We start from the raw sequence: 22,020 nt of genomic DNA, 5'->3' as shown, positions 1-22,020 counted from the left end.
TCGCCAAGTTTGCGTAGTCTATACATACAAACAATGCACCCATCCAACGTATTATTCCAAGACGAACTTCAACCTCTATCGCTACCGGTTTGCGACCACTATGCGGGCTCCGAAAAGCTCATGCGCAAGTCGATGGCACTGCAACAAGAATCCACTACCCTATTTGATATTACGTTTGACTGCGAAGATGGCGCAGCCTTAGGTAATGAAGAACAGCACGCACGGCAAATTCTGGAATTAATCGACAGCGACGACAATCAATTGAATCGAATCGGTGTGCGCGTGCACGCGCCGTCCAGTTCTTTCTTTGCGCAAGACGTCAACATCATTTGTGCCAGCCGTAAATTGGCCTATGTGGTGATTCCTAAGATTCATTCACTCGCCGAGCTGCAAAGCGCGATCAAAGCAATTAGTTTGCAACGCGACTTTTCTGGGCTGCCGGCCATTCCAGTCCACGTCCTAATTGAAACCCACGGCGCATTAGCGCAAGTTGAACAGATCGCTGCGCTAAAACAAGTGGAATGCCTGTCATTTGGCATCATGGATTTTGTTTCGGCGCATTATGGAGCGATTCCCGGCAATGCCATGCGCACGCCAGGCCAATTTACACATCCTTTGGTAATTCGCGCTAAATTAGAGATCGCCGCCGCTTGTCATTTACACGGCAAAGTAGCTGCGCACAATGTGACGACCGAATTCAAAGACACTTCGATTGTGGCGAACGACGCACAACGCGCTTTCAATGAATTTGGCTACACTCGCATGTGGAGTATTCACCCAGACCAAATCAAGCCGATCATCAAGGCCTTATCGCCGCGCAGTTCGGAATTACAAGAAGCAATCAGTATTTTAACGGCAGCAAAAGAAGCCGCTTGGGGACCAATCCAATTGAACGGACGTCTGCATGACCGAGCGAGTTATCGCTATTATTGGATGGTATTAAAACGTGCCAAAACCAATGGTTTAGCGCTTTCTGATGCCGCGTTAGAACTACTCTAAACAGGAGATATTTGTGAAATTAAGCGCTCTTTGCACCACCTTATGTTTGTCGTTTTGCGCCACCCTGCTGCTAACTAATCAATTAGCCTTCGCGCAATCAACCACCACACCAACGACTAAAACTGTCGTAAAAAAGAAAGTCGCACCGGTAACCGAAGATGGCATACCTAACGACGACGAAGCTTCCCAAGACGTCAGCGGCAGCTCGACCTTCGAATACCGCTGCGAATTAAATGATTTTTTAACCATTTACACCAATACCGACGACAACGACCATTTGGCGCTGCGCTGGCGCAACCGCTTATTCCGCCTGACCCGCGTGGAAACCACAACAGGTGCTAACCGTTTTGAGAATAAAAAAGTCGGGCTAGTTTGGATCGGCATTCCAACAAAAGGTATGCTGCTAGATTCACGTCATGGAAAACAATTAGCAAACGAATGTAAAACTGCTGGCCAATAGCAACAAATGTAACGAAAGCGCTGTAATTTTTTAGTTAAGTAATGCATTGATTAATACATCTAAAGGAAGAGTCATGAGCCAAGACGCATTTAAAACCCTGAAAGAATTCAAAATTTCAGATTCCAAAAAAGGTAAGTTCTATTCATTACCTGCGTTAGAAAAAAAACTGGGCGCGAAAATCTCTCGCTTACCGGTTTCGATTCGTATTGTTTTAGAGTCCGTTTTACGTAACTGCGATGGCAAGAAAGTGACCGAAGAACACGTTAAGCAATTGGCCAATTGGGGCGCAACAGCAGAGCGCAACGACGAAATTCCATTCGTTGTATCGCGCGTTGTATTGCAAGACTTTACTGGCGTTCCATTGTTGGCTGACTTGGCTGCCATGCGTAACGTTGCATCAAAAATGGGCATCAAAGCGAAAAACATCGAACCCTTGGTTCCGGTGGATTTGGTTGTCGATCACTCAGTGACGATCGACCACTATCGCGAAAAGAAAGCGCTCGACTTAAACATGAAACTGGAATTCTCACGCAACAATGAGCGTTATCAGTTCATGAAATGGGGTATGCAAGCCTTTGATACCTTCGGCGTTGTTCCTCCAGGCTTTGGTATCGTTCACCAAGTCAATTTGGAATACTTAGCACGCGGCGTGCACAAAGTCGCTAAACAAGACATCTACTATCCAGACACCTTAGTGGGAACAGACTCCCACACGACGATGATTAACGGTATCGGTGTGGTTGGTTGGGGCGTGGGCGGTATCGAAGCCGAAGCAGGTATGCTCGGCCAACCAGTGTATTTCTTGACACCTGACGTAGTCGGCGTGAACTTGACTGGCAAATTGATCGAAGGCGTAACTGCTACCGACTTAGTTTTGACCATCACCGAATTGCTGCGTAAAGAAAAAGTCGTTGGTAAGTTTGTTGAATTCTTCGGCTCAGGCACAGAGACCTTAACCCTGACAGACCGCGCAACGATCGCCAACATGGCACCAGAATACGGCGCAACAATGGGCTTCTTCCCCGTTGACGACGCGACGTTGGATTACTTCAAAGGCACTGGCCGCAGCAAAGCAGAAATCGACGCATTCGAAGCCTATTTCAAAGCACAAAAATTGTTCGGCGTACCGAAAAAAGGCGACATCGATTACACCAAGGAAGTCACTTTAGATTTGTCGACCGTTACTCCTTCGTTGGCCGGTCCAAAACGTCCACAAGATCGTATCGAAATCGGTCACGTTAAATCAACCTTCACTGATTTGTTCTCCAAACCGGTATCGGAAAACGGCTTCAACAAAAAGCCAGAAGATTTGAATGCCGTCTATGAAAACGCCGATGGCGTAAAAGTCAAAAACGGTGACATCTTGATCGCCGCGATCACTTCTTGCACCAACACTTCTAACCCTAGCGTCTTGTTGGCCGCTGGTTTGTTGGCCAAAAAAGCGGTTGAAGCTGGCTTGAAAGTATCGCCACATATCAAAACATCGTTAGCCCCTGGATCGCGCGTGGTAACCAAGTATTTGGAAGCGGCTGGCTTGTTGCCATACTTGGAAAAACTCGGCTTTGGCGTTGCAGCTTATGGCTGTACTACTTGTATCGGTAATGCCGGTGATTTGACTCCAGCAATGAACGAAGCCATCGTTAAAAACGATATCGTGGCGTCTGCTGTGTTGTCTGGTAACCGTAACTTTGAAGCCCGTATTCACGGCAACATTCGTTCTAACTTCTTAGCATCGCCTCCATTGGTGGTGGCTTACGCGATTGCTGGTAACGTCACTCGCGATTTGATGACGGAGCCAGTTGGCCGCGTCAAAGGCAAAGATATTTTCTTGGGCGACATCTGGCCTACCAGCGCAGAAATCCAAAAACTGATGAAGTTCGCGATGAACTCCAAAACGTTTAAAGATAACTACGCTGACGTAAAAGGCGCGCCCGGTAAATTGTGGGAAGGTATCCAAGGCGTGGCAGAAGGTGACGTCTACAACTGGCCAAATTCAACCTACATTGCAGAACCTCCATTCTTCAATGACTTTGAAATGACGCCAAAAGCGGCAGCAACGAGCATCACTGGCGCACGCGCTTTGGGCGTATTTGGTGACTCCATCACGACTGACCATATTTCCCCAGCCGGTTCGATCACTGAATCGAGCCCAGCCGGTAAATGGTTGTTAGCCAATAACGTGCTCAAAGCGGATTTCAACTCCTACGGTTCACGCCGTGGTAACCACGAAATCATGATGCGCGGCACATTTGCTAACGTGCGGATCAAAAACAAAATGATCCCATTGAAAGCAGATGGCGGCCAAGTTGAAGGCGGCATCACAATTCACCAACCAACTGGTGAACAAATGGCGATCTACGACGCAGCAATGAAATATGTTGCTGACGGCGTGCCGACTATGATTTTCGGTGGCGAAGAATACGGTACAGGCTCATCCCGTGACTGGGCAGCGAAAGGCACACAACTGTTGGGCGTTAAAGCGGTCATCGTGCGTTCATTCGAGCGTATTCACCGTTCTAACTTAGTTGGTATGGGTGTATTGCCGTTGCAATTTATCGGCGACGACAGCGTGCAAACCTTGGGCATCACTGGTAAAGAAACCTTTGACCTCAAAGGCTTGGATGGTGAAATCAAACCACAACAAAACGCGACTTTAGTCATCCACCGTGAAGACGGCACATCACAAGAAGTCACCGTGTTGTTGCGCATCGATACACCAATCGAAGTTGATTACTACAAACATGGCGGTATCTTGCCGTTTGTGTTGCGTCAGTTGTTGGCAGCGTAATCGTTAGAGGAATTAGCGATGTGAAAAACAGGGACTTCGGTCCCTGTTTTTTATTGCGCTCTTGGTTCTAACGGATCGCTTTGAAGATGGCTTTATGCCTAATCGAGGTAAGAATTGCCTAGATTCAATATCTGCTTTACTATTTCCAGACAAAATTTCGCCTAGGTATCGGCTAAATGTCGTGCGTGGGATTTCGTTGAATCGATGCAATTGAAGCAAATTGGCCGTTCAATGTAAGAATCGACATTCGGTCGGAAGACATGTCACTTGTATCCACTGAGTAGAATTCCCGACTATTTCGAGTAGATATCGACCAACAAATCCTGACGCAGCCGTCTCAGAATGATTCATTGATTAGCTAAAATTTAGAACTTCTCTTGGAGCCCAGTATGTTGTTAGTTACTTCAATTATTGCCTCAGTTGCGACCATCTTCTTTATAAAACTCTCGTTCGCTGTTATTGGCCTGAGAAGGAAGAATAAAGTTGTCTTGGGCAGTGGCGGGCACGAGGACCTGGAGCGAGCAATTCGTGCTCAAGGTAATTTTGCTGAATATGTCCCAATCGGTCTGATCTTGATCGCGTGTCTTGAGTTAAACGGAGCTCCATGGTGGTTGAATAGTATTCTCGGCACGGCGTTACTTAGTGGTCGCTTGATCCACGCCGCCGGTATCAATGTACCTCCGCCTAATTTCCGCAAGCGGGTTTTGGGAATGCAACTTACTTTTGTGACACTCATAGCCTTAGTTATGTTGAACTTGGGATGGTCGCTGTACAAATTCGTTGGATAACGCGGCCACCTTGGCTGCAATCACTGCATTCCACGCGTTAATGGTGGGATTGCCCCGGCGCCCACCCGCGCTGCCATTCAGGTTTAATCCGCATCATGAGAAACCCCTCACCAAATTTAAACGAGGCTATCAATGAAATTCGGCTACACAATAATCTACGTCACATCAGTTCCCGACACACTCGCTTTCTACGATAAAGCATTCGGCTTCAAAACCCGCTTCCTGCACGAATCCAACATGTACGGCGAATTGGATACTGGCGAAACCGCGCTAGCCTTCGCTAGCCTTGAAATGGGCGACATGAATTTGGGCGATCAATTTCTGCCAGTCCAAGCCAGTGGCAAGCCGTTTGGGATTGAATTAGCCTTTGTCGCCGAGGACGTGGACGCCGCATTCAAGCAAGCGGTCGATGCGGGAGCCACTGCCATCAAACCGCCCACCGCTAAACCGTGGGGCCAAACCGTGGCTTATGTGCGCTCGCTAGAAGGCTCGTTAATTGAGCTGTGTTCGCCCATCGGCGGCTAAAGGTCCGAACTAACATCTTGTTACTGCCTAAGCTAAGTGTAACTAAGCCGAAGTTGACTTCACCCTGCCGGTATCCTATAAATAATAGGATAGTTGCGCATTAGAAATATATAAATTTCACTCATTTTAGTGCGACAGGAATTCCCCACGCTCTATGGCGACTAGAGCTGAACGCTCGAATTCTGCTCAATTTAACAACACACAATAATTGATCGCTAATGGAGAACAAGCATGGACAGACTTGAAGCCTTTCGCAGTATTGCGGCCCAGGCTAACAAAGGGGAAATCACCTTCTCGTCCAATATCAATGCCACCTTAAAGGTCAAGCAACTATTAGACGATCCAGACACGCATTTGGCCAGCGCAACCAAATTGGTGCTGGCTGACCCGCTGTTCTCGGCGCGCACTGTGGCAATTGCCAATTCCGCCGCCTACAACCGCACAGGCACAAAAATCAACAATGTGACCACTGCCGTGATGCGTCTGGGTTTTGGGACGCTGCGCTCACTGGCTATATCGCTCATCGTGCGTCAAATGAATAGCGGCATTAGCGACCCAGCGATCCGTCAAAAATCGGTTGAGCTTTGGGAGCACACCGCGTGCGTTGCTGCTTTGGCCCATGTGATCGCGCGCCGCATGACGCGCATTGATCCCGACACGGCGCTATTCGCCGGTATCGTGCACGAAGTTGGCGGATTTTACTTACTGTCCCGCTCGGATGAATTTCCTGGCTTGTTGGACGGTGAACTGGAAGGTTGGGTGGAATACGGCGAAAAAATTATTGGTCGCGGCGTGTTAAAAGCACTAGAAATCCCCGACGTTATTTGCGAAGGAATTGAAGCTGTTTGGGTAGGTCATGGAGCGCAACCGCCGGTCACCTTGGGTGACGTTTTAATTTTGGCGAATGACTTGGCAACCACCCTCTCCCCATTACAGCCAGCGTCCGAATTAGCCATTCGTGATGAGGCGACGCGTATCGACTTTGCGGTCGGGGATGAGACACTGAGTTCGATTTTGGATGACGCGACCGAACAAATCGAGTCGCTCAGAGAAGCCTTGCTGAATTGAGCGCTACCGGAACAGATCCGGTAGCAATCAAACGTTCAACACAAGTAATTACAGAGGTATTAGCGCGCCTATCTCAAATCGTTTTTGAGTAACGCAACGGTTCTTCTTTCTTACCTAAATACGCATCGAACACCATACAAATATTGCGGATTAATAAGCGCCCTTTTAAGCTGACTTTTAACGCGTCTTTTGATAAGGTCAACAAACCATTTTCTTCGAATGGCGCAAACTTGGCTAATTCGTTTTTAAAATAATCCACAAAAGCGATGCCATACGCCGCATTCAATTTGGCATAGTCCAACTCAAAATGGCACATTAATTGGCCAATCACATCGCGCCGCAAGACATCATCATTGCTTAATTTAATCCCACGGGCGATGGGCAATTCGCCTTGATCTAAGCGCGCATAGTACGCATCCAAGGTTTTTTCGTTCTGGGTATAACACGCACCAACCGCGCTGATAGCGGACACGCCGCAGGACAGCATTTCGGTCTGTGCATGAGTTGAATAGCCTTGGAAGTTACGCTGCAAGCGCCCTTCTTGTTGAGCCAGACATAAGTCATCGCTTGGCTTAGCAAAATGATCCATGCCGATGTACACATAACCGGCATTGGTTAATTTTTGAATGCATAAAAACAGCATCTGCAGTTTAGCTTCTGGATCGGGCAATTCATCGACATTGATGCGACGCTGCGGCTTAAACAAATGCGGCATATGCGCGTAGTTATAAATAGCGATACGGTCTGGATCAGCGCCAATAATTTGATCTAACGTTTGCGTCATGCTGGCAATAGTTTGCTTGGGCAAGCCATAAATCAAATCAACGCTGATCGAGCGGAAGCCTACATCACGCGCAGCCTTCATCACAGCCAGCGTATCTTCTTCTGGCTGAATCCGATTGACCGCTTTTTGCACCACATCGTTAAAATCTTGGATGCCCAAACTTAAGCGATTAAAGCCTTGTTGACGCAATACCGCGATGCGTTCTGGACTGACTGTTCTGGGATCAACTTCAATCGAATATTCACCAATTTCATCCGGTGCGAATTCAAAATGCTCACGCAAATTGGCTAACAAATCGCTCATCTGCGCATCGTCGATATACGTCGGTGAACCGCCACCAAAATGCAATTGCTCGACTTTTTTCATGCCATCGAACAGCTTGGATTGCAGCGCGATTTCGCGTTTTAAATAGTCGAGATAAGTAACCGCTTTGCTACGATCCTTGGTAATGACTTTATTGCACGCGCAGTAGTAGCAAATTGATGCGCAAAATGGGATATGGATATAGAGCGACAACGGCAAATGCTGCGTTTGCGCTTTTAATTCAGATACCGTCGATTCGTAGTCGGGAATGTGAAAACTATCGGTAAAACGATCTGCGGTTGGATACGAGGTGTAGCGCGGGCCGAGTTGGTTTAATTTGCGGATTAATTCCACATCAAACACCGGCGTGGTGTTGGCAATGTGCGTTTGGCTGTGGTTGGTTGGTGGCGCGCTGGATTGCTCTGCGTTGCTGGAATAAGCGGCCTCTGCTGCGGACTGTATCGTCGTATCTAACATGATTGTTTTCCATTTTTCGATTACCCATGACAGGTGGATAAGGTCGATTGGCTTGAGTGTACAAATGAATTACTTTTAGGAGCTTGATCTTGCACAAAAGGAATTCGCAAAGTTTCGCAACTTGGGAGAGCTTTATTATCTTTTTAGCAGCAAAACCAAATTCTCAGTGTCAACTGGTTCTATATGAGCGAAGAGCATAAGTAAATTTCAACATTGACTAGGATTGTTGACGTATAAAAAAGCCATCAGCAATAACGTTTGCTAAACTAGCGCGACATATATTTAACAGCGCAACAATCTTCGCCAACTATGAGCCAACTTCACATTCAATCCCGCTTACCCAATGTCGGAAGTACGATTTTTTCGGTGATGTCCGCCCTCGCGGTGCAGCACAAAGCCGTCAACCTTGGCCAAGGCTTCCCCGACTTTGGTTGCGATCCGCATTTATTGGAACTCGTCACCGAAGCCATGCAGCAAGGGCATAATCAATATCCGCCGATGGCTGGCGTTCCGGTACTACGTCAAACCATCGCGCAAAAAGTAGCACGCCTGTACGGACATCAATACGACCCGGAGACCGAAATTACAGTGACCGCTGGTGCCACGCAAGGCATCATGTGCGCCATTCAATGCAGCGTGCATCCGGGTGACGAAGTGATTGTGATTGAACCGGCTTACGACTGTTATTTGCCAGCGATTCAATTGGCCGGCGGCATTCCAATTACCGTATCAATGGAAATTAACGAGCAAGGTTTCAGCGTTAACTGGGCTAAGTTGGCGGCCAAAATCACGCCTAAAACACGATTAATCATTATCAATAGCCCCAACAATCCCACCGGCTCGGTATTGCAGCGATCCGACTTAAACGCCTTGGCGGACATCTTGCGCGAACCGCACAATGCGCATGTGCTGCTGCTCTCGGACGAAGTCTATGAGCACATGGTGTATGACGGTGCACAGCATGTTTCAGTAAGCGCGCATCCAGAATTGGCAAAACGGGCTTTTGTGATTTCTAGCTTTGGGAAAACCTTCCATGTCACCGGCTGGAAAGTCGGTTACGTCACCGCTCCCGCTGCCCTCATGACGGAATTCAAAAAGGTGCATCAATTCACCGTTTTTACCGTCAACACGCCGATGCAATATGGCTTGGCGGCCTATCTGCAAAATACTGCGCCGTATGAAAACTTATCCGATTTTTATCAAGCCAAACGCGACTATTTCCGCGCTGGCTTAAGTCAGTCGCGCTTTAAATTATTGCCAGCGCAAGGAACCTACTTTCAATGCGTGGATTATTCAGCGATTTCGGATTTGCCGGAGTTGGCGTTTGCGGAATGGCTAACCAAAGAAATCGGCGTGGCGGCGATTCCGGTGTCGGCGTTTTATCGGTCTGGAATGGAATCGGGATTGGTGCGTTTTTGCTTTGCTAAACAAGAGCAAACGTTGGCCTTAGCGTTGGAAAAGCTAGTGCGGATTTAAGCACCAATCTAAGCAGTCATTGAAACAAAATCATTCAAGGCGAATGCTGGCGTTGATCAAATTGATCAACACCCTGTTGAATCAACTCAATCATCCCGCGAAATTCTAACTTTTTCGCCATATCAAGCGCGGTTTGTTGCTGATTGTTCTGAATCGTCGGATCAGCGCCCTGGTCCAACAGCAATTTGACGGCGCTAGTTTTGTTTCCCTTTAATGCCAGCATCAGCGCCGTGTCTCCATTCGGCGTCTGCGCATCGATGTAGGCTGCGTGCTCCAGCAAAGCTGAAATGATTACGTCGTTACCGGACATCGCCGCGTAGTGCAGCGCAGTCCAGCCAGTTTTATTCACTTCCGCACCGCGCTCAAGCAGCGCCGTGACGGCATGACTATTTTCTAAATACGCTGCCAACATAATCGCGGTATTACCGTTTTTGGCTTGGGCGTTAATATCAACACCCTTTAGGCTCAATAACCAATCAAACACATCGTTGGCATTTTCATGCACCGCTAAGATCAAGGCCGTTTCGCCCCGAAGCGGTTCTTTGGCATTTGGGTCAACGCCGCGCGCCAACATAACGGGCAAGCTGCTGACATGATTGAATTGGATCGCGCTAAAAAAATCAGCTTGATCGCTGGCATAGGCTGATAGCGCAAATAGTGCAGCCAACAAGCCAACTAGAGTATTTCTGAAGACAGACGAAACAAACGACATTACAAAGTAACGTTAAACAAGGTGCAGAAATTTTCGGTAGTTTGTTGCTCGACTTGAGCAAGTGGAATTTGTTTTAAGTCGGCTAAATATTCCGCCACATGTTTGACCCAACCTGGCTCATTCATTTTGCCACGATGCGGAACCGGCGCTAAATAAGGCGAATCGGTTTCGATCAAAATACGTTCAAGTGGCAAAGCTTTGGCCACCTCTTGAATTTGCTTAGCGCTTTTAAACGTCAAAATGCCCGAGAAGGAAATATAAAATCCCAACTCAACCGCCGCCAAAGCCACTTCCAAGGTTTCGGTAAAACAGTGCATCACACCACCAGCACCGCCCTGCTCTACGCCAGCACCGGCTGCGCGCATGATATCGATGGTGTCTGCGGACGCGGCGCGGGTATGAATAATGAGCGGCTTGCGGGTGATACGGGAAGCTTCGATATGGGTGCGAAAACGATTGCGCTGCCATTCCAAGTCGCCTGTTAAGCGAAAATAATCCAAGCCCGTTTCGCCAATTGCGATTACTTTGGGATGATTAGATAGCTCGACTAATTGCTCCACAGTCGGTTCGGGCGTCTCAACATAATCAGGGTGCACACCCACGGAAGCATACAAATGCGGATAGGTTTCCGCCAATTTCAGCACACGCGCAAAATCCGGCAAATCAACCGCGACGCATAAAGCGCGCCCTACTCTGTTCGCTTCCATGGTCGCAAGAATGTCCGGCAGACGCTCCGACAATTCAGGAAAATCAAGATGGCAATGTGAATCGATGAACATGGTTATTTGCCAGTCGCTGATTGATTAATAATTTGAAGAATCGCCTGCGCGCTTTCGCGAGCGCTATCGCGCAATAAACTGTGATGCATGTCTAAAAATCGCTGCTTCAATCGGGCTACCAATTTATCGTCGTGCAGTTGCTTCCATAACGCATCAGCCAGAGCCAAGGGATTGGCTTCATCTTGCACAAATTCTGGCACCAAGAATTCACGCGCCAAAATGTTGGGCAAACCGATCCAAGGTTGATAAGCCATACGGCGCATGATTTGCCAACTTGCCCAAGTCTGCTTGTAGGCAATTACCATCGGTTTTTTTAATAACGCCACTTCTAACGTGGCCGTGCCTGACGCGACTAACACGCTATTGGCCGCGGTGATTGCCGTGTGCGAAGCGCCGTTGATCAGCAACACAGGCACATCCGACAACTGCGCCTTGACGACCTGTTCAATATACGCGTTGCGCTGCTTGTCACCCACCATAGGCACGATAAAACGAATCGATGGATCACGCTGCGCGAGAATTTTGGCAGCACCAATAAACGCGGCGGTATTGTAGTTGATTTCTGACAGGCGGCTGCCCGGCATAATGGTGACAATCGTCGCATCCAACGGCAGGCCTAATTCTTGGCGCGCTGCCATTGTGTCCGGCTCTAGTGGTAAGACTTCGGCTAGCGGGTGGCCGACGTATGTAACAGGGACATTAGCGGCTTTATAGATTTCTTCCTCGAACGGAAAAATCACCAACATGTGCGACACGGATTTAATGATTTTATTAATCCGTCCTCGACGCCAAGCCCAAATTGAGGGGCCAATAAAATGCACCGTTGGAATGCCCGCTTCTTTTAGCCGTTGCTCTACCGTGAAATTAAAATCAGGCGCATCAACGCCGATAAACACATTCGGACGCTCAGCAAGCAATTGATCGATTAAATTGGTCTGCACCGCTTTTATCTCGCGGTAGTGCATTAGCACTTCAAACAGCCCACGCACCGATAAGGTTTCCATCGGATAGTCGGACACAAAACCATATTCGGCCATATGCTTACCACCAATACCGTGCAAATTAGCGTGCGGAAGCTGGGGTCGCAGGCCGGACAACATGCGGCTGGCCAACAAGTCGCCGGAGCTCTCGCCAGCGACAACCGCAATTGTGGGATTCGTGATCAAAGACATTCGGGGGCAGGAATTAGCGCACAATGCCGCGAGTCGAGCGTTCGAGGAAATCCAGCATCACTTGGATTTGCGACGCTGAATCAGCCTGCTCAGCTTGCAACTGCTGCAACGCTTGTTTGGCCTCATCCAAAGTCAGGCTAGATTTGTACAATAATTTATATGCTTGGCGTATCGCGTTAATGCTCTCGCGAGTGAAACCCCGCCGCTTCAAACCTTCTAAATTTAAGCCGTGCACGGCGGCTGGATTACCCGACAAAATCATGTAAGGTGGCACGTCTTGGGTCAAACTGGTATTCATCCCCAGCATCGCGTGCGCGCCGATTTTGCAAAATTGATGCACACCAGCAAAGCCGCCAAGAATTACCCAGTCATCCACGTGGACATGGCCGGCGATGGAAGCGTTGTTAGCAAAAATAGTGTGACTACCGACTTGGCAATCGTGCGCAATATGCACATAAGCCATCATCAAATTATCGCTGCCGATACGCGTAATACTGTTATCTTGCACAGTCCCTAAATGGAAGGTGCAAAACTCACGAATCACATTACGATCACCAATTTCTAACAGCGTAGGTTCGTTAGCGTATTTTTTATCTTGCGGCGTCGCCCCAATCGAAGAAAATTGGAAGAATGTGTTGTCGCGCCCAATCGTTGTGCGGCCCTCTAAGACCACGTGTGGGCCGATTTTTGTACCGGCCCCGATTTGCACATGCGGCCCGATAATGCTGTACGCACCAACCTCTACCGAACTATCTAAACTCGCTTCTTTGGCGATGATCGCGGTGGGATGGATGTTACTCATTATTGCCCCGCTGCTGCTGGTGCTGGGTCTTTGCCTTCCACTGTGCGCAAGGTACACATCAAATCAGCTTCAACTGCTAATTGACCATCGACCGAGGCCGTGGCTTTGTATTTCCAAATACCGCGCGCGACTTTGATAATTTCAACTTCCAGCTTTAACTGGTCGCCCGGTTCAACCGGACGTTTAAAACGCGCATTGTCGATACCCAAAAAATACACCAAGGTATTTTCATCCGGCTTTTGTCCCATGGTCAAAAAGGATAACAAAGCAGCAGCTTGCGCCATCGCTTCGATCATCAACACGCCTGGCATTACTGGCTTATTGGGGAAATGGCCGTTAAAAAATTCTTCGTTGGCCGTAACGTTTTTAATCGCAGTAATGTTCTTGCCGGATTCCCAATTTAAGACCCGATCAACCAATAACATTGGATAGCGATGCGGCAAATATTCTTTGATTTGATTAATGTCTAAGGTAGTCATGGGAGCTTTCATTATTCGAGTCGTAAACGGTATGAATTAGGTTAAATCTTTAGTCGGAGTGGCATTAGTCGATTCTGTCAGTGCCTGTATTGTTTTTTCCATCGCACGTACTTTGTCGCGCAAGCTATCTAGGTTACGCACGATGACGGCGGTTTTTTCCCAATCCGCATTCTTGGCCAACGGGTAAAAACCAGTGTACTGGCCGGGTTCATTGATTGAGCGCGAAACCATGCTGCCCGAGGAAATATGCACGTTATCGGCAATCGTCAAATGCCCAAGCACCATGGCTGCGCCACCAAAAGTGCAATTACGACCAATCTTTGCGCTTCCAGCGACACCCACGCAGCCAGCCATGGCGGTATTCGCTCCGATAAAACAGTTATGTCCAATTTGAATCTGATTGTCTAACTTAACGCCATCCTCAATGATGGTATCGGATAGTGCGCCGCGATCGATGCAAGTATTGGCGCCGATTTCCACATCGTCACCAATAGCAACGCCACCGGTTTGCGGGATTTTGATCCAACGACCAGCCTCGCTGGCAAAGCCAAAACCTTCGCCACCAATCACGGCGCCCGAATAAATAATCGCACGTTGCCCGATGCGGCAATCGTGGTGCCACGAAACGTTGGCATGAAAATGACTATCGGCACCAATCTTTGCGCCGCGCCCGATAAAGCAGCCTGCGTCAATTCGGACATTGTCTTCAATCACAACATCGGCTTCGATGCACACCAACGGGCCGATTGACGCGCTAGCAGCGATTTTGGCGCTGGGGTCAACGACTGCGCTGGGATGAACCCCAACTGCGATGGGTTGTTTAGTCAACGCCGCGAAAAATTGCGCTGCCTTAGCAAAATAGGCGTAAGGATTATCAACAACGATTAACGTGCCGTTGAATTGATCACGCAGAAATTCTGCATCACTTGCTTTGACAATGATGGCGGCGGCAAGTGTGTCGCCTGCCTGTTTGCGTAATTTGGGATTTGAGAGAAAGGTAATGCTGCTTGCATCGGCGTGCTCGAGCGGTGCAATGCCCGCTACTATTAAATTCGCATCACCGGATATTGAACCACCTAAGTGTTCGACCAAGTCCGCTAGCCGAACGCCAATCGAACTCGACATTATTTGGCCAGTGCTTTCATGACTTTTTCGGTGATGTCGATGCGCGGATTAATGTAGACCGCGTCTTGGATGATCACGTCAAATTTATCTGTTTCAGCGATTTGTTTGATAGTCTTAGTGGCAAGATCATTGAGCTTAGCGATTTCTTCGCGTGAACGCTGGCTCAAATCTTCACTGTAGGCGCGCTGTTTGCGCTGGAAATCTTGATCCATGTCGGACAATTCGCGCTGACGCTTGATGCGATCTGATTCTGGAATAACAGTAGAATCTTTATCGAGCTTCTCAGCCATGGCTTTGATTTTGAGAGTGAAGTCGTGCAAATCTTTACGGCGTTGAGAAAACTCAGCATCGAGTCGCGCTTCCGCCGCTTTTGCAGGAGCAGATTCACGCATTACACGTTCGGTACTGACGTATCCAATCTTTGTCTCTTGAGCGCTGGCGCTAGAGACAAACACCATGCAGCTAGTAGCTATCGTTAACTGCAACAAAGTTGAAATTGCAAAGTGTTTCAAGATAATTCTCCGCAGAAAAAATTTCTATTACCAAACCACAACATTCTAGCCATTTACGAACAACTCTTCAACGGGATTAGAAACCACCGCCAATTTGGAAATCAAAGGGTTTCTTACGATCCAATTCTTTGGCATTCAAATCATGCGCCAAGCTCAGCTTCAACGGTCCCATTGGGGACAGCCATTGGATACCAATACCATAGGAAGAACGAACTCCGCCACGGAATGCCGCACCTTCATCATAAACGTTACCCGCATCGGTAAATAAGAACCAACGCAATGAACGGTCACCAGAAGAACCCGGGAACGGGAACTGCAATTCGGCATTTAAAATTAAGCGCGACGCACCACCGGTTGAGTCGCCCGTGACTGGATCGCGGCTACCCAGAGTAGAAGTTTCATAACCGCGCACTGAACCAATACCACCGGCATACCAGTTCTTAAAGATTGGGAACGGTTTGCCGTCAAATCCACGTCCATAATCTACCTCGCCATTCAACGCTAAGGTAGCGAAATTATTAAATAATGGTAGGTAATATTGGCGGTTATACACGGCACGCATGTATTTCAAATCACCTAACAGAGCAATCTCTAAGTTGGCACGTTGATAACTACCAACACTTGGTGTTAACGCACTGTCGCGGCTGTCGCGTTGCCATGCCGCTGTTAATGGGAATGCAAACGTTTTGGCTTCACCAGGAATAGAATTAATGTAAGCTGGTGTGCCGCTGACCGGGTTTTCTGGCACGTAGAAAATTTTGCCATCACCATAATCGGTCACGTATTTTTGATACCGATATGGACTTCCTTCATGTGTTCGGACGTTGGTATGTTCCACACCGATACCAAAGAAAATGGTATCCAGTTCCGTGAATGGCACACCAAATTTCAACGCAGAACCTAAACTTTTTACATTGTACCCACCGATACTGCCCAAAGGTGCGGTATTGGTACGCAAATAGATTTCTTCACTGCGGCTAATGCCCTCATCGGTGATGTAAGGCTCAAAACGCGATAACGCGATGGTTCGGTTGATGATACTAGTGTTGACGTTAATCGCAATCGTATCGCCGCTACCAAAGGCATTGCTTTTTGACAAACCACCGGAGAAAGTAAAGTGTTCCGCCTGAGAGTAACCCGCACCCAGAGTAAAGTTACCAGTCGGGTTTTCAGTCACATTGAGGTTAACGTCGATCTGATCCGTACTACCGGCGACTTCGGGCGTTTCAATTGTTACTTCTTTAAAGTAACCTAAACGATCTACCCGATCACGCGACAATTTGATTTTTTGTCCGTCGTACCAAGAACCTTCGAACTGACGGAATTCACGACGAATAACTTCATCGCGGGTCGTTGTGTTGCCAGAGAATCCAATCTTGCGCACATAGACGCGTTTGCCAGGATCAAGGAAGATGGTGAAGGCGACTTCTTTCTTTTCACGATCTACGTCTGGATTGGCATTAACGTTGGCGAATGCGTAACCAAAGTTACCCATGCGATCAGTGATGCGCTTGGTGCTCTCAGTCAATTTGGCGGCAGAGTAAATCTCGCCCGATTTCAAGGTCAGCAACGATTTGAATTCAGCATCGCGACCAAAGGTTTCGCCTTCTAAGCGCAAATCAGTTACGGTGTATTGCTCACCTTCAGTCAAATTTATGGTGATGTAGATGTCTTTTTTGTCGGGCGTAATCGAAATCTGGGTTGAATCGACGTTCATCTCGATGTAACCGCGATTTTGGTAGAACGATTTTAACGACTCTAAATCACCCGACAATTTTTGTTTGGAATATTGATCGGCCTTGCTGTACCAAGTAAACCAACCGGGGGTGCGCAGGCTGATAATATCTTGTAGCTCTTTGTCGCTAAACGCTTTATTTCCAATGAAACTGATTTTTTTGATCCGAGCAACATCACCTTCATCCACCACAAAATTGACGTTGACGCGGTTACGCTCGATTGGGGTAACTGTCGTGGTTACTTGAACTCCGTATAAACCGCGAGATAAATATTGGCGCTTTAATTCTTGCTCGGCCCGATCAACCGAGGCTTTATCAAATACCCGACCTTCACCAACGCCGATTTCTTTTAACGCTTTAATCAAAACGTCTTTTTCAAACTCTTTCATCCCGGTGAATTCAATCAACGCAACCGAGGGACGCTCTTCTAATACGATGACGAGGACATTACCTTGCACTTCAATTTGAACGTCTTTAAAAAAGCCCGTGGCATACAGTGACTTAATCGCTGCGGTACTTTTTTCGTCGGTAAATGTATCGCCCACACGCACCGGCAAATAGCTAAAAATTGTACCTGCTTCAGTACGTTGAGCACCTTCAACACGAATATCTTTGACAACGAAAGGTTGGATTGCGAAGGCAGAACCACTACTAAGTGCAAATGCGGCAATAGCAATTAAACGACGTGGAAAATTAGGCAACGGAAAAAACGCAGAATGTAATGTCATCGGTAAGAGTTCTTTAACAGTATTCTTATTAAGTAAAGCAAAAAATTAAGGCAACGCCGCCGTCTAGGCATGAATTGTGAACTACGCTGGGAACAATCTTACGATGTCATTAAAGAAAGCAAGCACCATCAATAGCATCAAAATAGCCAATCCTGCACGCTGAGCGATTTCCCAATAGCGAACCGGCACTGGGCGCCCAGATAAAACTTCCAGCGAATAATACAACAAATGTCCTCCATCTAATATAGGTATGGGAAGTAAATTCATTACTCCTAGACTAATACTTATAAAAGCCAGAAAGCTGACATAGCTAATCCATCCGGATTGGGCCGTTTGCCCTGCGTAATCGGCTATCGTAAGTGGGCCGGTAATATTTTTTACCGATACCTCACCTATGATCATTTTGCCTATCATCTTGACGGTGAGAATTGAAGTCGCCCAAGTGCGCTGGGCTGCTTTTTGGATCGCCGCCAATGGCGCATCTTGATGATTTAACATCTCAGGTGTTGAACGTACTTCTACATTGAGCTTGCCAACCGATTTGCCGTTGTCGCTAACCGCAGCCGGAGTTACCGAAATATCAAGCAAATTCCCCAATCTTAAAACAGTAAAGTTGAGCGGCTTATTGGGCGACAGGCGCACAATTTCTATCAATGCGAGGCTATCGGGAATGGATTTTCCATCGATTTGGGTAACCACATCCCCCTCTTTCAATCCCGCCCGCATCGCAGCACCATCCGGCACAACATGACCCAATTGGGCTTTGGATAGGTATAGATTTAAGCCTAATTTAGCGAGAAAATCGGAATCCAAATCGTGCGCATTTAGTCCCGACAAGGAAAGAAAAACGGAATGTGGTTGGTGAGAACGGCTTGCTGGACTAGCCGGACCATTTTGGGTGGTCGATCCTGAAATCACGTCAATGCTCACAGACTGCTTTTCTAATGCAAGCTGCATCAACTCCCAGCGCAATTCAGACCAAAGTTCGATTGTTTTGCCCTCAACCGCAACAATTCGATCTCCGGCATGCAATCCGGCTTGGTAAGCCACGCTTGAGACTGCGGGCTCACGCACTTTCGCGGTTGGCTCAGGAATCCCCACCATAAACACAAGCGCGAACAGAATGATTGCCAAGATAAAATTGGCGATCGGGCCGGCTGCGACGATGGCAATACGTTTCCAGACCGATTGGCTGGTGAATTCGCGCTGAATATCTTCCTTGGAAAGCTGCAGGTTCTCTTGCTCGCGCAAGTCGAGCATCTTGACATAGCCACCGAGCGGCAAAGCGGAGATCACCCACTCGGTCTGATCCGGACCAAAGCGACGAGAAAAAATCACCTTCCCCATACCCAACGAGAAGCGCAGTACTTTGACATTACAGAGCCGCGCCACCCAGTAATGGCCTAATTCGTGAAACACAATCAATACGCAAATTGCGAACAAAAAGGCTATTGCAGTGTGAATCAAATTCATGGGGATATTATTTCACTCGACTGATAAATTGCTGGGCACTGATGCGCGCCAAACTATCTTGCTGCATGATCGTTTCCAAGTCAGTAGCAGCTCGATTTTCGACTGCATTGAGGACTGAGGAAATCAATTCTGGAATATGAAGAAAGCCAATTTTGCCATCCAAGAAAGCTTGTACCGCGACCTCATTGGCGGCATTCATAATTGCTGGCGACGTAGCACCCGCCCGCAACGCATCAAAGGCTATGGCTAGACAAGGGAAGCGTTCAAAATCGGGCTTATAAAATTGTAGCTGACCAATTTTCGTAATATCGAGTTGCGCCACGCCCGAATCGATACGCTCGGGATAGGCCAATCCATAAGCAATTGGAGTTCGCATATCAGGATTACCCAATTGTGCGAGCACCGAGCCATCTTGGTATGACACCATGGAATGAATCACACTTTGCGGATGAATCACGACTTCAATCTGATCGGCCGGTGTACCAAACAGCCAATGTGCCTCGATAACCTCTAAGCCTTTATTCATCATCGTCGCCGAGTCTATCGAAATCTTTTTGCCCATCACCCAATTCGGATGAGCAATCGCCTGCTCTGGCGTGACCTGACCCAAGGTAGAGAGATCGCGCTGCAAGAATGGGCCACCCGAGGCTGTCAATAAAATCTTAGCGACGCCGCGCCCACCTTGCTGACGATTGAAATCATGTGGCAAGCATTGGAAAATCGCATTATGTTCGCTGTCGATAGGCAGCAAAGTCGCGTTATTTTCGGATACGGCATCCATAAATAACTGGCCCGACATGACCAAGGCTTCTTTATTGGCCAACAACACTTTTTTACCAGCGCGAGCAGCAGCGATCGATGGCGCCAACCCCGCCGCGCCAACAATCGCAGCCATGACCACATCAGCGTCGCGCGCCACTTCACATAGCGCCGCTGCGCCGAACAGCACTTTGGTGGCGATATCATGCGAGCGCAATTTATCAGCCAATAAGGATGCGGCGTCTGACGTGCCAAGCACTGCAAATTTGGGTTTAAATTGAGCACATTGCTGAAACAATTCATCGACCCGACTATGCGCCGTCAGGGCGAATACTTGGTAGCGTTCTGGATGACGTGAAATTACATCTAGCGTTGAAACACCGATAGAGCCAGTTGAGCCCAAAATGGTAATTTGTTGCTTCATGATTTGCTGGCTATTTCAAGGAGAATGGCGAACGGCAAGACAGAGATTAAGGCATCAATCCGATCAAGAACACCGCCGTGGCCGGGCAATAGATTGCTACTGTCTTTCATTTCGGCGCGACGTTTAAGTTGCGATTCGACCAAATCCCCGACAACGCTGGCTGAGGTCAATAAACTCAACATAATGGCTAAACCCAACCATCCCCAGCGCTGTTGCAACATGACTGGAAAACTATCCTGCAATGCTGGGATTTGCGTGCTGGCTACACTCAATACCAATACCGACAACCAACCGCCAATAGCGCCTTCCCACGATTTACCGGGCGAAATCGTCGGAGCTAATTTACGCCGACCTAATGCTTTACCAGAAAAATAAGCACCAACATCGGCCACCCAAACAATAATCAATACCGATAACAAATAGCTGGTGGAATGCTGCTGAAATTTAAGCATCGCCAGAAAACAAGCCAAGATCGAAATTAAATACAAAGCGCTAAAGATGCGATTCGAGCCGCTATTTAAACGCGGCAAACCGAACTTTAACGATGGAATAAATTTACCTATCCAAGCCGCCGCACTGATCGCCCAAATCAGCAAAAGCTGCGGCCCAACGCCCATCCATGCGAGCCAAATAAAAATTCCAGTCCAAATGACGGCAGTGGGAATAATGAAATGATGACCAAACAGACGTAAGCTTTCCCAGCAAGCAGCGCCAAAAAATAGAGCGCACAGCAGCCGAATCGCGGTAGGAGAGCCAAAAAACAAAACCGGCAACAGCACGGCTAACAAGACAATTGCGGTGATGATGCGAGTCTTTAACATTATGACGCTTTCTTAGACGCGATAACTTGCGCGCTCGTGCGACCAAAACGCCGCTCGCGCTGCTGATAAGATTGAATCGCGCTAGCTAATTCGGCACGGCCAAAATCGGGCCAATAGGTATCGGTAAAGTACAGTTCGGTATAGGCCAACTGCCACAATAAAAAGTTGGAAATACGCTGCTCTCCGCCGGTACGAATAAATAAATCCGGTTCCGGCGCGTAAGCCATTGATAAATGCGGGGTGAGATGATGCTCTTCGATTTGGGTAATTCCAGGTTCGCTGACGAGCAATTTATTCATCGCTTGGATCACATCCCAGCGACCGCCGTAATTCGCGCAAATAGTCACTGTCAAACGGGTGTTGTCATTCGTTAGGGCTTCGGCCTTACGAATTTTTTCTTGTAGCTCTGGGCTAAAGCGAGTTAGGTCGCCGACGACTTTTAATCGAATATTGTTGGCGTGCATACGATTAACTTCGCGCTCTAGGGCAATCATAAATAGACGCATCAGAATCGACACTTCGTCTTCGGGTCGGCGCCAATTTTCAGAACTGAAGGCAAACAAAGTAAGGTAACTCACCCCCTGTTCAATACACGCTTCGACTATGGTGCGAACGGCTTCGACACCTTTTGAATGCCCGGCTACGCGAGGCATGAAACGTTGCGTCGCCCAGCGTCCATTGCCATCCATAATGATAGCTACGTGATTGGGAACCGCATCGACCGGTGGAATAGTTTGAGTGGTACTGAGTTCAGACATTGATAAGCAATTCAAAAATAAATTAAGCACTATCCTAGGAGCGGATAGTGCTAATTTAGTTACAACATAACA

Annotated in this window: 20 protein-coding genes; 7 read left to right on the top strand and 13 right to left on the bottom strand. The window is 47.9% G+C overall.

Annotated elements, in window-relative coordinates:
• Window positions 1-33 precede the first annotated feature (33 nt).
• The 6 genes from E2I14_RS11210 to E2I14_RS11185 all read left to right on the top strand — a co-directional run bounded on the left by E2I14_RS11210 (window position 34) and on the right by E2I14_RS11185 (window position 6,628).
• Entirely contained in the window at window positions 34-999 is a 966-nt protein-coding gene (locus E2I14_RS11210) for an HpcH/HpaI aldolase/citrate lyase family protein (RefSeq protein WP_133328498.1), read from the top strand.
• A 13-nt stretch (window positions 1,000-1,012) separates the two neighbouring features.
• Entirely contained in the window at window positions 1,013-1,459 is a 447-nt protein-coding gene (locus E2I14_RS11205) for a hypothetical protein (protein WP_133328496.1), read from the top strand.
• 73 nt (window positions 1,460-1,532) lie between these two features.
• Window positions 1,533-4,247, top strand: a complete 2,715-nt coding sequence (gene acnA / locus E2I14_RS11200; RefSeq protein WP_133328494.1) for an aconitate hydratase AcnA — start codon at window positions 1,533-1,535, stop codon at window positions 4,245-4,247.
• A 389-nt stretch (window positions 4,248-4,636) separates the two neighbouring features.
• Entirely contained in the window at window positions 4,637-5,035 is a 399-nt protein-coding gene (locus E2I14_RS11195; protein WP_133328492.1) for an MAPEG family protein, read from the top strand.
• Window positions 5,036-5,167: 132 nt separating this feature from the next.
• Window positions 5,168-5,560 (top strand): VOC family protein, encoded by a 393-nt coding sequence (locus E2I14_RS11190; RefSeq protein WP_133328490.1) that lies wholly within the window; start codon window positions 5,168-5,170, stop codon window positions 5,558-5,560.
• 231 nt (window positions 5,561-5,791) lie between these two features.
• A complete protein-coding gene (locus tag E2I14_RS11185) occupies window positions 5,792-6,628 on the top strand; it encodes an HDOD domain-containing protein (RefSeq protein WP_133328488.1) in 837 nt (278 codons plus the stop codon).
• Between the two features lie 73 nt (window positions 6,629-6,701).
• On the opposite strand, the gene hemN is transcribed toward E2I14_RS11185, so the two are convergent.
• On the bottom strand, window positions 6,702-8,192 hold the full coding sequence (hemN, locus tag E2I14_RS11180) for an oxygen-independent coproporphyrinogen III oxidase (protein ID WP_133328486.1): 1,491 nt from the start codon (window positions 8,190-8,192) through the stop codon (window positions 6,702-6,704).
• Window positions 8,193-8,501: 309 nt separating this feature from the next.
• Between hemN and E2I14_RS11175 the strand changes: the two genes are divergently transcribed.
• The gene (locus tag E2I14_RS11175) at window positions 8,502-9,668 is read left to right on the top strand and encodes a pyridoxal phosphate-dependent aminotransferase (RefSeq protein WP_133328484.1); all 1,167 of its coding nucleotides are present in this window, start codon (window positions 8,502-8,504) and stop codon (window positions 9,666-9,668) included.
• Between the two features lie 34 nt (window positions 9,669-9,702).
• On the opposite strand, the gene E2I14_RS11170 is transcribed toward E2I14_RS11175, so the two are convergent.
• The 12 genes from E2I14_RS11170 to uppS all read right to left on the bottom strand — a co-directional run bounded on the left by E2I14_RS11170 (window position 9,703) and on the right by uppS (window position 21,948).
• Window positions 9,703-10,380: an ankyrin repeat domain-containing protein gene (locus E2I14_RS11170; RefSeq protein WP_133328482.1), complete on the bottom strand. Its 678-nt coding sequence runs from the start codon at window positions 10,378-10,380 to the stop codon at window positions 9,703-9,705.
• A complete protein-coding gene (locus tag E2I14_RS11165; RefSeq protein ID WP_133328480.1) occupies window positions 10,380-11,159 on the bottom strand; it encodes a TatD family hydrolase in 780 nt (259 codons plus the stop codon). The genes E2I14_RS11170 and E2I14_RS11165 overlap by 1 nt, the downstream gene beginning before the upstream one ends.
• Window positions 11,160-11,161: 2 nt before the next feature.
• Window positions 11,162-12,331 carry a lipid-A-disaccharide synthase gene (gene lpxB, locus E2I14_RS11160; protein ID WP_133328478.1) on the bottom strand — a complete coding sequence of 390 codons (1,170 nt, stop codon included), beginning with the start codon at window positions 12,329-12,331 and terminating at the stop codon, window positions 11,162-11,164.
• A 13-nt stretch (window positions 12,332-12,344) separates the two neighbouring features.
• The gene (gene lpxA, locus E2I14_RS11155; RefSeq protein ID WP_133328476.1) at window positions 12,345-13,133 is read right to left on the bottom strand and encodes an acyl-ACP--UDP-N-acetylglucosamine O-acyltransferase; all 789 of its coding nucleotides are present in this window, start codon (window positions 13,131-13,133) and stop codon (window positions 12,345-12,347) included.
• Window positions 13,133-13,612, bottom strand: coding sequence for a 3-hydroxyacyl-ACP dehydratase FabZ (gene fabZ / locus E2I14_RS11150; protein ID WP_133328474.1), 480 nt, complete (start codon window positions 13,610-13,612; stop codon window positions 13,133-13,135). The genes lpxA and fabZ overlap by 1 nt, the downstream gene beginning before the upstream one ends.
• Window positions 13,613-13,648: 36 nt before the next feature.
• Window positions 13,649-14,725, bottom strand: coding sequence for a UDP-3-O-(3-hydroxymyristoyl)glucosamine N-acyltransferase (gene lpxD / locus E2I14_RS11145; RefSeq protein WP_133328893.1), 1,077 nt, complete (start codon window positions 14,723-14,725; stop codon window positions 13,649-13,651).
• A gap of 11 nt (window positions 14,726-14,736) precedes the next feature.
• Window positions 14,737-15,249 (bottom strand): OmpH family outer membrane protein, encoded by a 513-nt coding sequence (locus tag E2I14_RS11140; protein ID WP_319945930.1) that lies wholly within the window; start codon window positions 15,247-15,249, stop codon window positions 14,737-14,739.
• A gap of 76 nt (window positions 15,250-15,325) precedes the next feature.
• Window positions 15,326-17,713 (bottom strand): outer membrane protein assembly factor BamA, encoded by a 2,388-nt coding sequence (gene bamA, locus E2I14_RS11135; protein ID WP_133328472.1) that lies wholly within the window; start codon window positions 17,711-17,713, stop codon window positions 15,326-15,328.
• A gap of 81 nt (window positions 17,714-17,794) precedes the next feature.
• Window positions 17,795-19,186: an RIP metalloprotease RseP gene (gene rseP, locus E2I14_RS11130; RefSeq protein ID WP_133328470.1), complete on the bottom strand. Its 1,392-nt coding sequence runs from the start codon at window positions 19,184-19,186 to the stop codon at window positions 17,795-17,797.
• Window positions 19,187-19,193: 7 nt separating this feature from the next.
• Complete coding sequence (ispC, locus tag E2I14_RS11125) at window positions 19,194-20,369, bottom strand: 1-deoxy-D-xylulose-5-phosphate reductoisomerase (protein WP_133328468.1); 1,176 nt, start codon at window positions 20,367-20,369, stop codon at window positions 19,194-19,196.
• On the bottom strand, window positions 20,366-21,190 hold the full coding sequence (locus E2I14_RS11120) for a phosphatidate cytidylyltransferase (protein WP_133328467.1): 825 nt from the start codon (window positions 21,188-21,190) through the stop codon (window positions 20,366-20,368). The genes ispC and E2I14_RS11120 overlap by 4 nt, the downstream gene beginning before the upstream one ends.
• Window positions 21,190-21,948: a polyprenyl diphosphate synthase gene (uppS, locus tag E2I14_RS11115; protein WP_133328465.1), complete on the bottom strand. Its 759-nt coding sequence runs from the start codon at window positions 21,946-21,948 to the stop codon at window positions 21,190-21,192. Before uppS ends, E2I14_RS11120 begins: the two co-directional genes overlap by 1 nt.
• Window positions 21,949-22,020 lie beyond the last annotated feature (72 nt).

Origin of the sequence: Sapientia aquatica (genome assembly GCF_004358105.1) — a bacterium.
GTDB classification, from domain to species: domain Bacteria; phylum Pseudomonadota; class Gammaproteobacteria; order Burkholderiales; family Burkholderiaceae_D; genus Solimicrobium; species Solimicrobium aquaticum.
This window is presented reverse-complemented; position numbering and strand designations above follow the sequence as displayed.

Bases quoted from the DNA above. Each gene is read 5' to 3' on its own strand.
- ispC (WP_133328468.1), bottom strand. From the start codon at position 20,369: ATGAAGCAACAAATTACCATTTTGGGCTCAACTGGCTCTATCGGTGTT.
- acnA (WP_133328494.1), top strand. From the start codon at position 1,533: ATGAGCCAAGACGCATTTAAAACCCTGAAAGAATTCAAAATTTCAGAT.
- E2I14_RS11170 (WP_133328482.1), bottom strand. From the start codon at position 10,380: ATGTCGTTTGTTTCGTCTGTCTTCAGAAATACTCTAGTTGGCTTGTTG.
- fabZ (WP_133328474.1), bottom strand. From the start codon at position 13,612: ATGACTACCTTAGACATTAATCAAATCAAAGAATATTTGCCGCATCGC.
- uppS (WP_133328465.1), bottom strand. From the start codon at position 21,948: ATGTCTGAACTCAGTACCACTCAAACTATTCCACCGGTCGATGCGGTT.
- E2I14_RS11185 (WP_133328488.1), top strand. From the start codon at position 5,792: ATGGACAGACTTGAAGCCTTTCGCAGTATTGCGGCCCAGGCTAACAAA.
- E2I14_RS11165 (WP_133328480.1), bottom strand. From the start codon at position 11,159: ATGTTCATCGATTCACATTGCCATCTTGATTTTCCTGAATTGTCGGAG.
- E2I14_RS11190 (WP_133328490.1), top strand. From the start codon at position 5,168: ATGAAATTCGGCTACACAATAATCTACGTCACATCAGTTCCCGACACA.
- bamA (WP_133328472.1), bottom strand. From the start codon at position 17,713: ATGACATTACATTCTGCGTTTTTTCCGTTGCCTAATTTTCCACGTCGT.
- lpxA (WP_133328476.1), bottom strand. From the start codon at position 13,133: ATGAGTAACATCCATCCCACCGCGATCATCGCCAAAGAAGCGAGTTTA.
- E2I14_RS11175 (WP_133328484.1), top strand. From the start codon at position 8,502: ATGAGCCAACTTCACATTCAATCCCGCTTACCCAATGTCGGAAGTACG.
- E2I14_RS11120 (WP_133328467.1), bottom strand. From the start codon at position 21,190: ATGTTAAAGACTCGCATCATCACCGCAATTGTCTTGTTAGCCGTGCTG.
- hemN (WP_133328486.1), bottom strand. From the start codon at position 8,192: ATGTTAGATACGACGATACAGTCCGCAGCAGAGGCCGCTTATTCCAGC.
- rseP (WP_133328470.1), bottom strand. From the start codon at position 19,186: ATGAATTTGATTCACACTGCAATAGCCTTTTTGTTCGCAATTTGCGTA.
- lpxB (WP_133328478.1), bottom strand. From the start codon at position 12,331: ATGTCTTTGATCACGAATCCCACAATTGCGGTTGTCGCTGGCGAGAGC.
- E2I14_RS11195 (WP_133328492.1), top strand. From the start codon at position 4,637: ATGTTGTTAGTTACTTCAATTATTGCCTCAGTTGCGACCATCTTCTTT.
- E2I14_RS11210 (WP_133328498.1), top strand. From the start codon at position 34: ATGCACCCATCCAACGTATTATTCCAAGACGAACTTCAACCTCTATCG.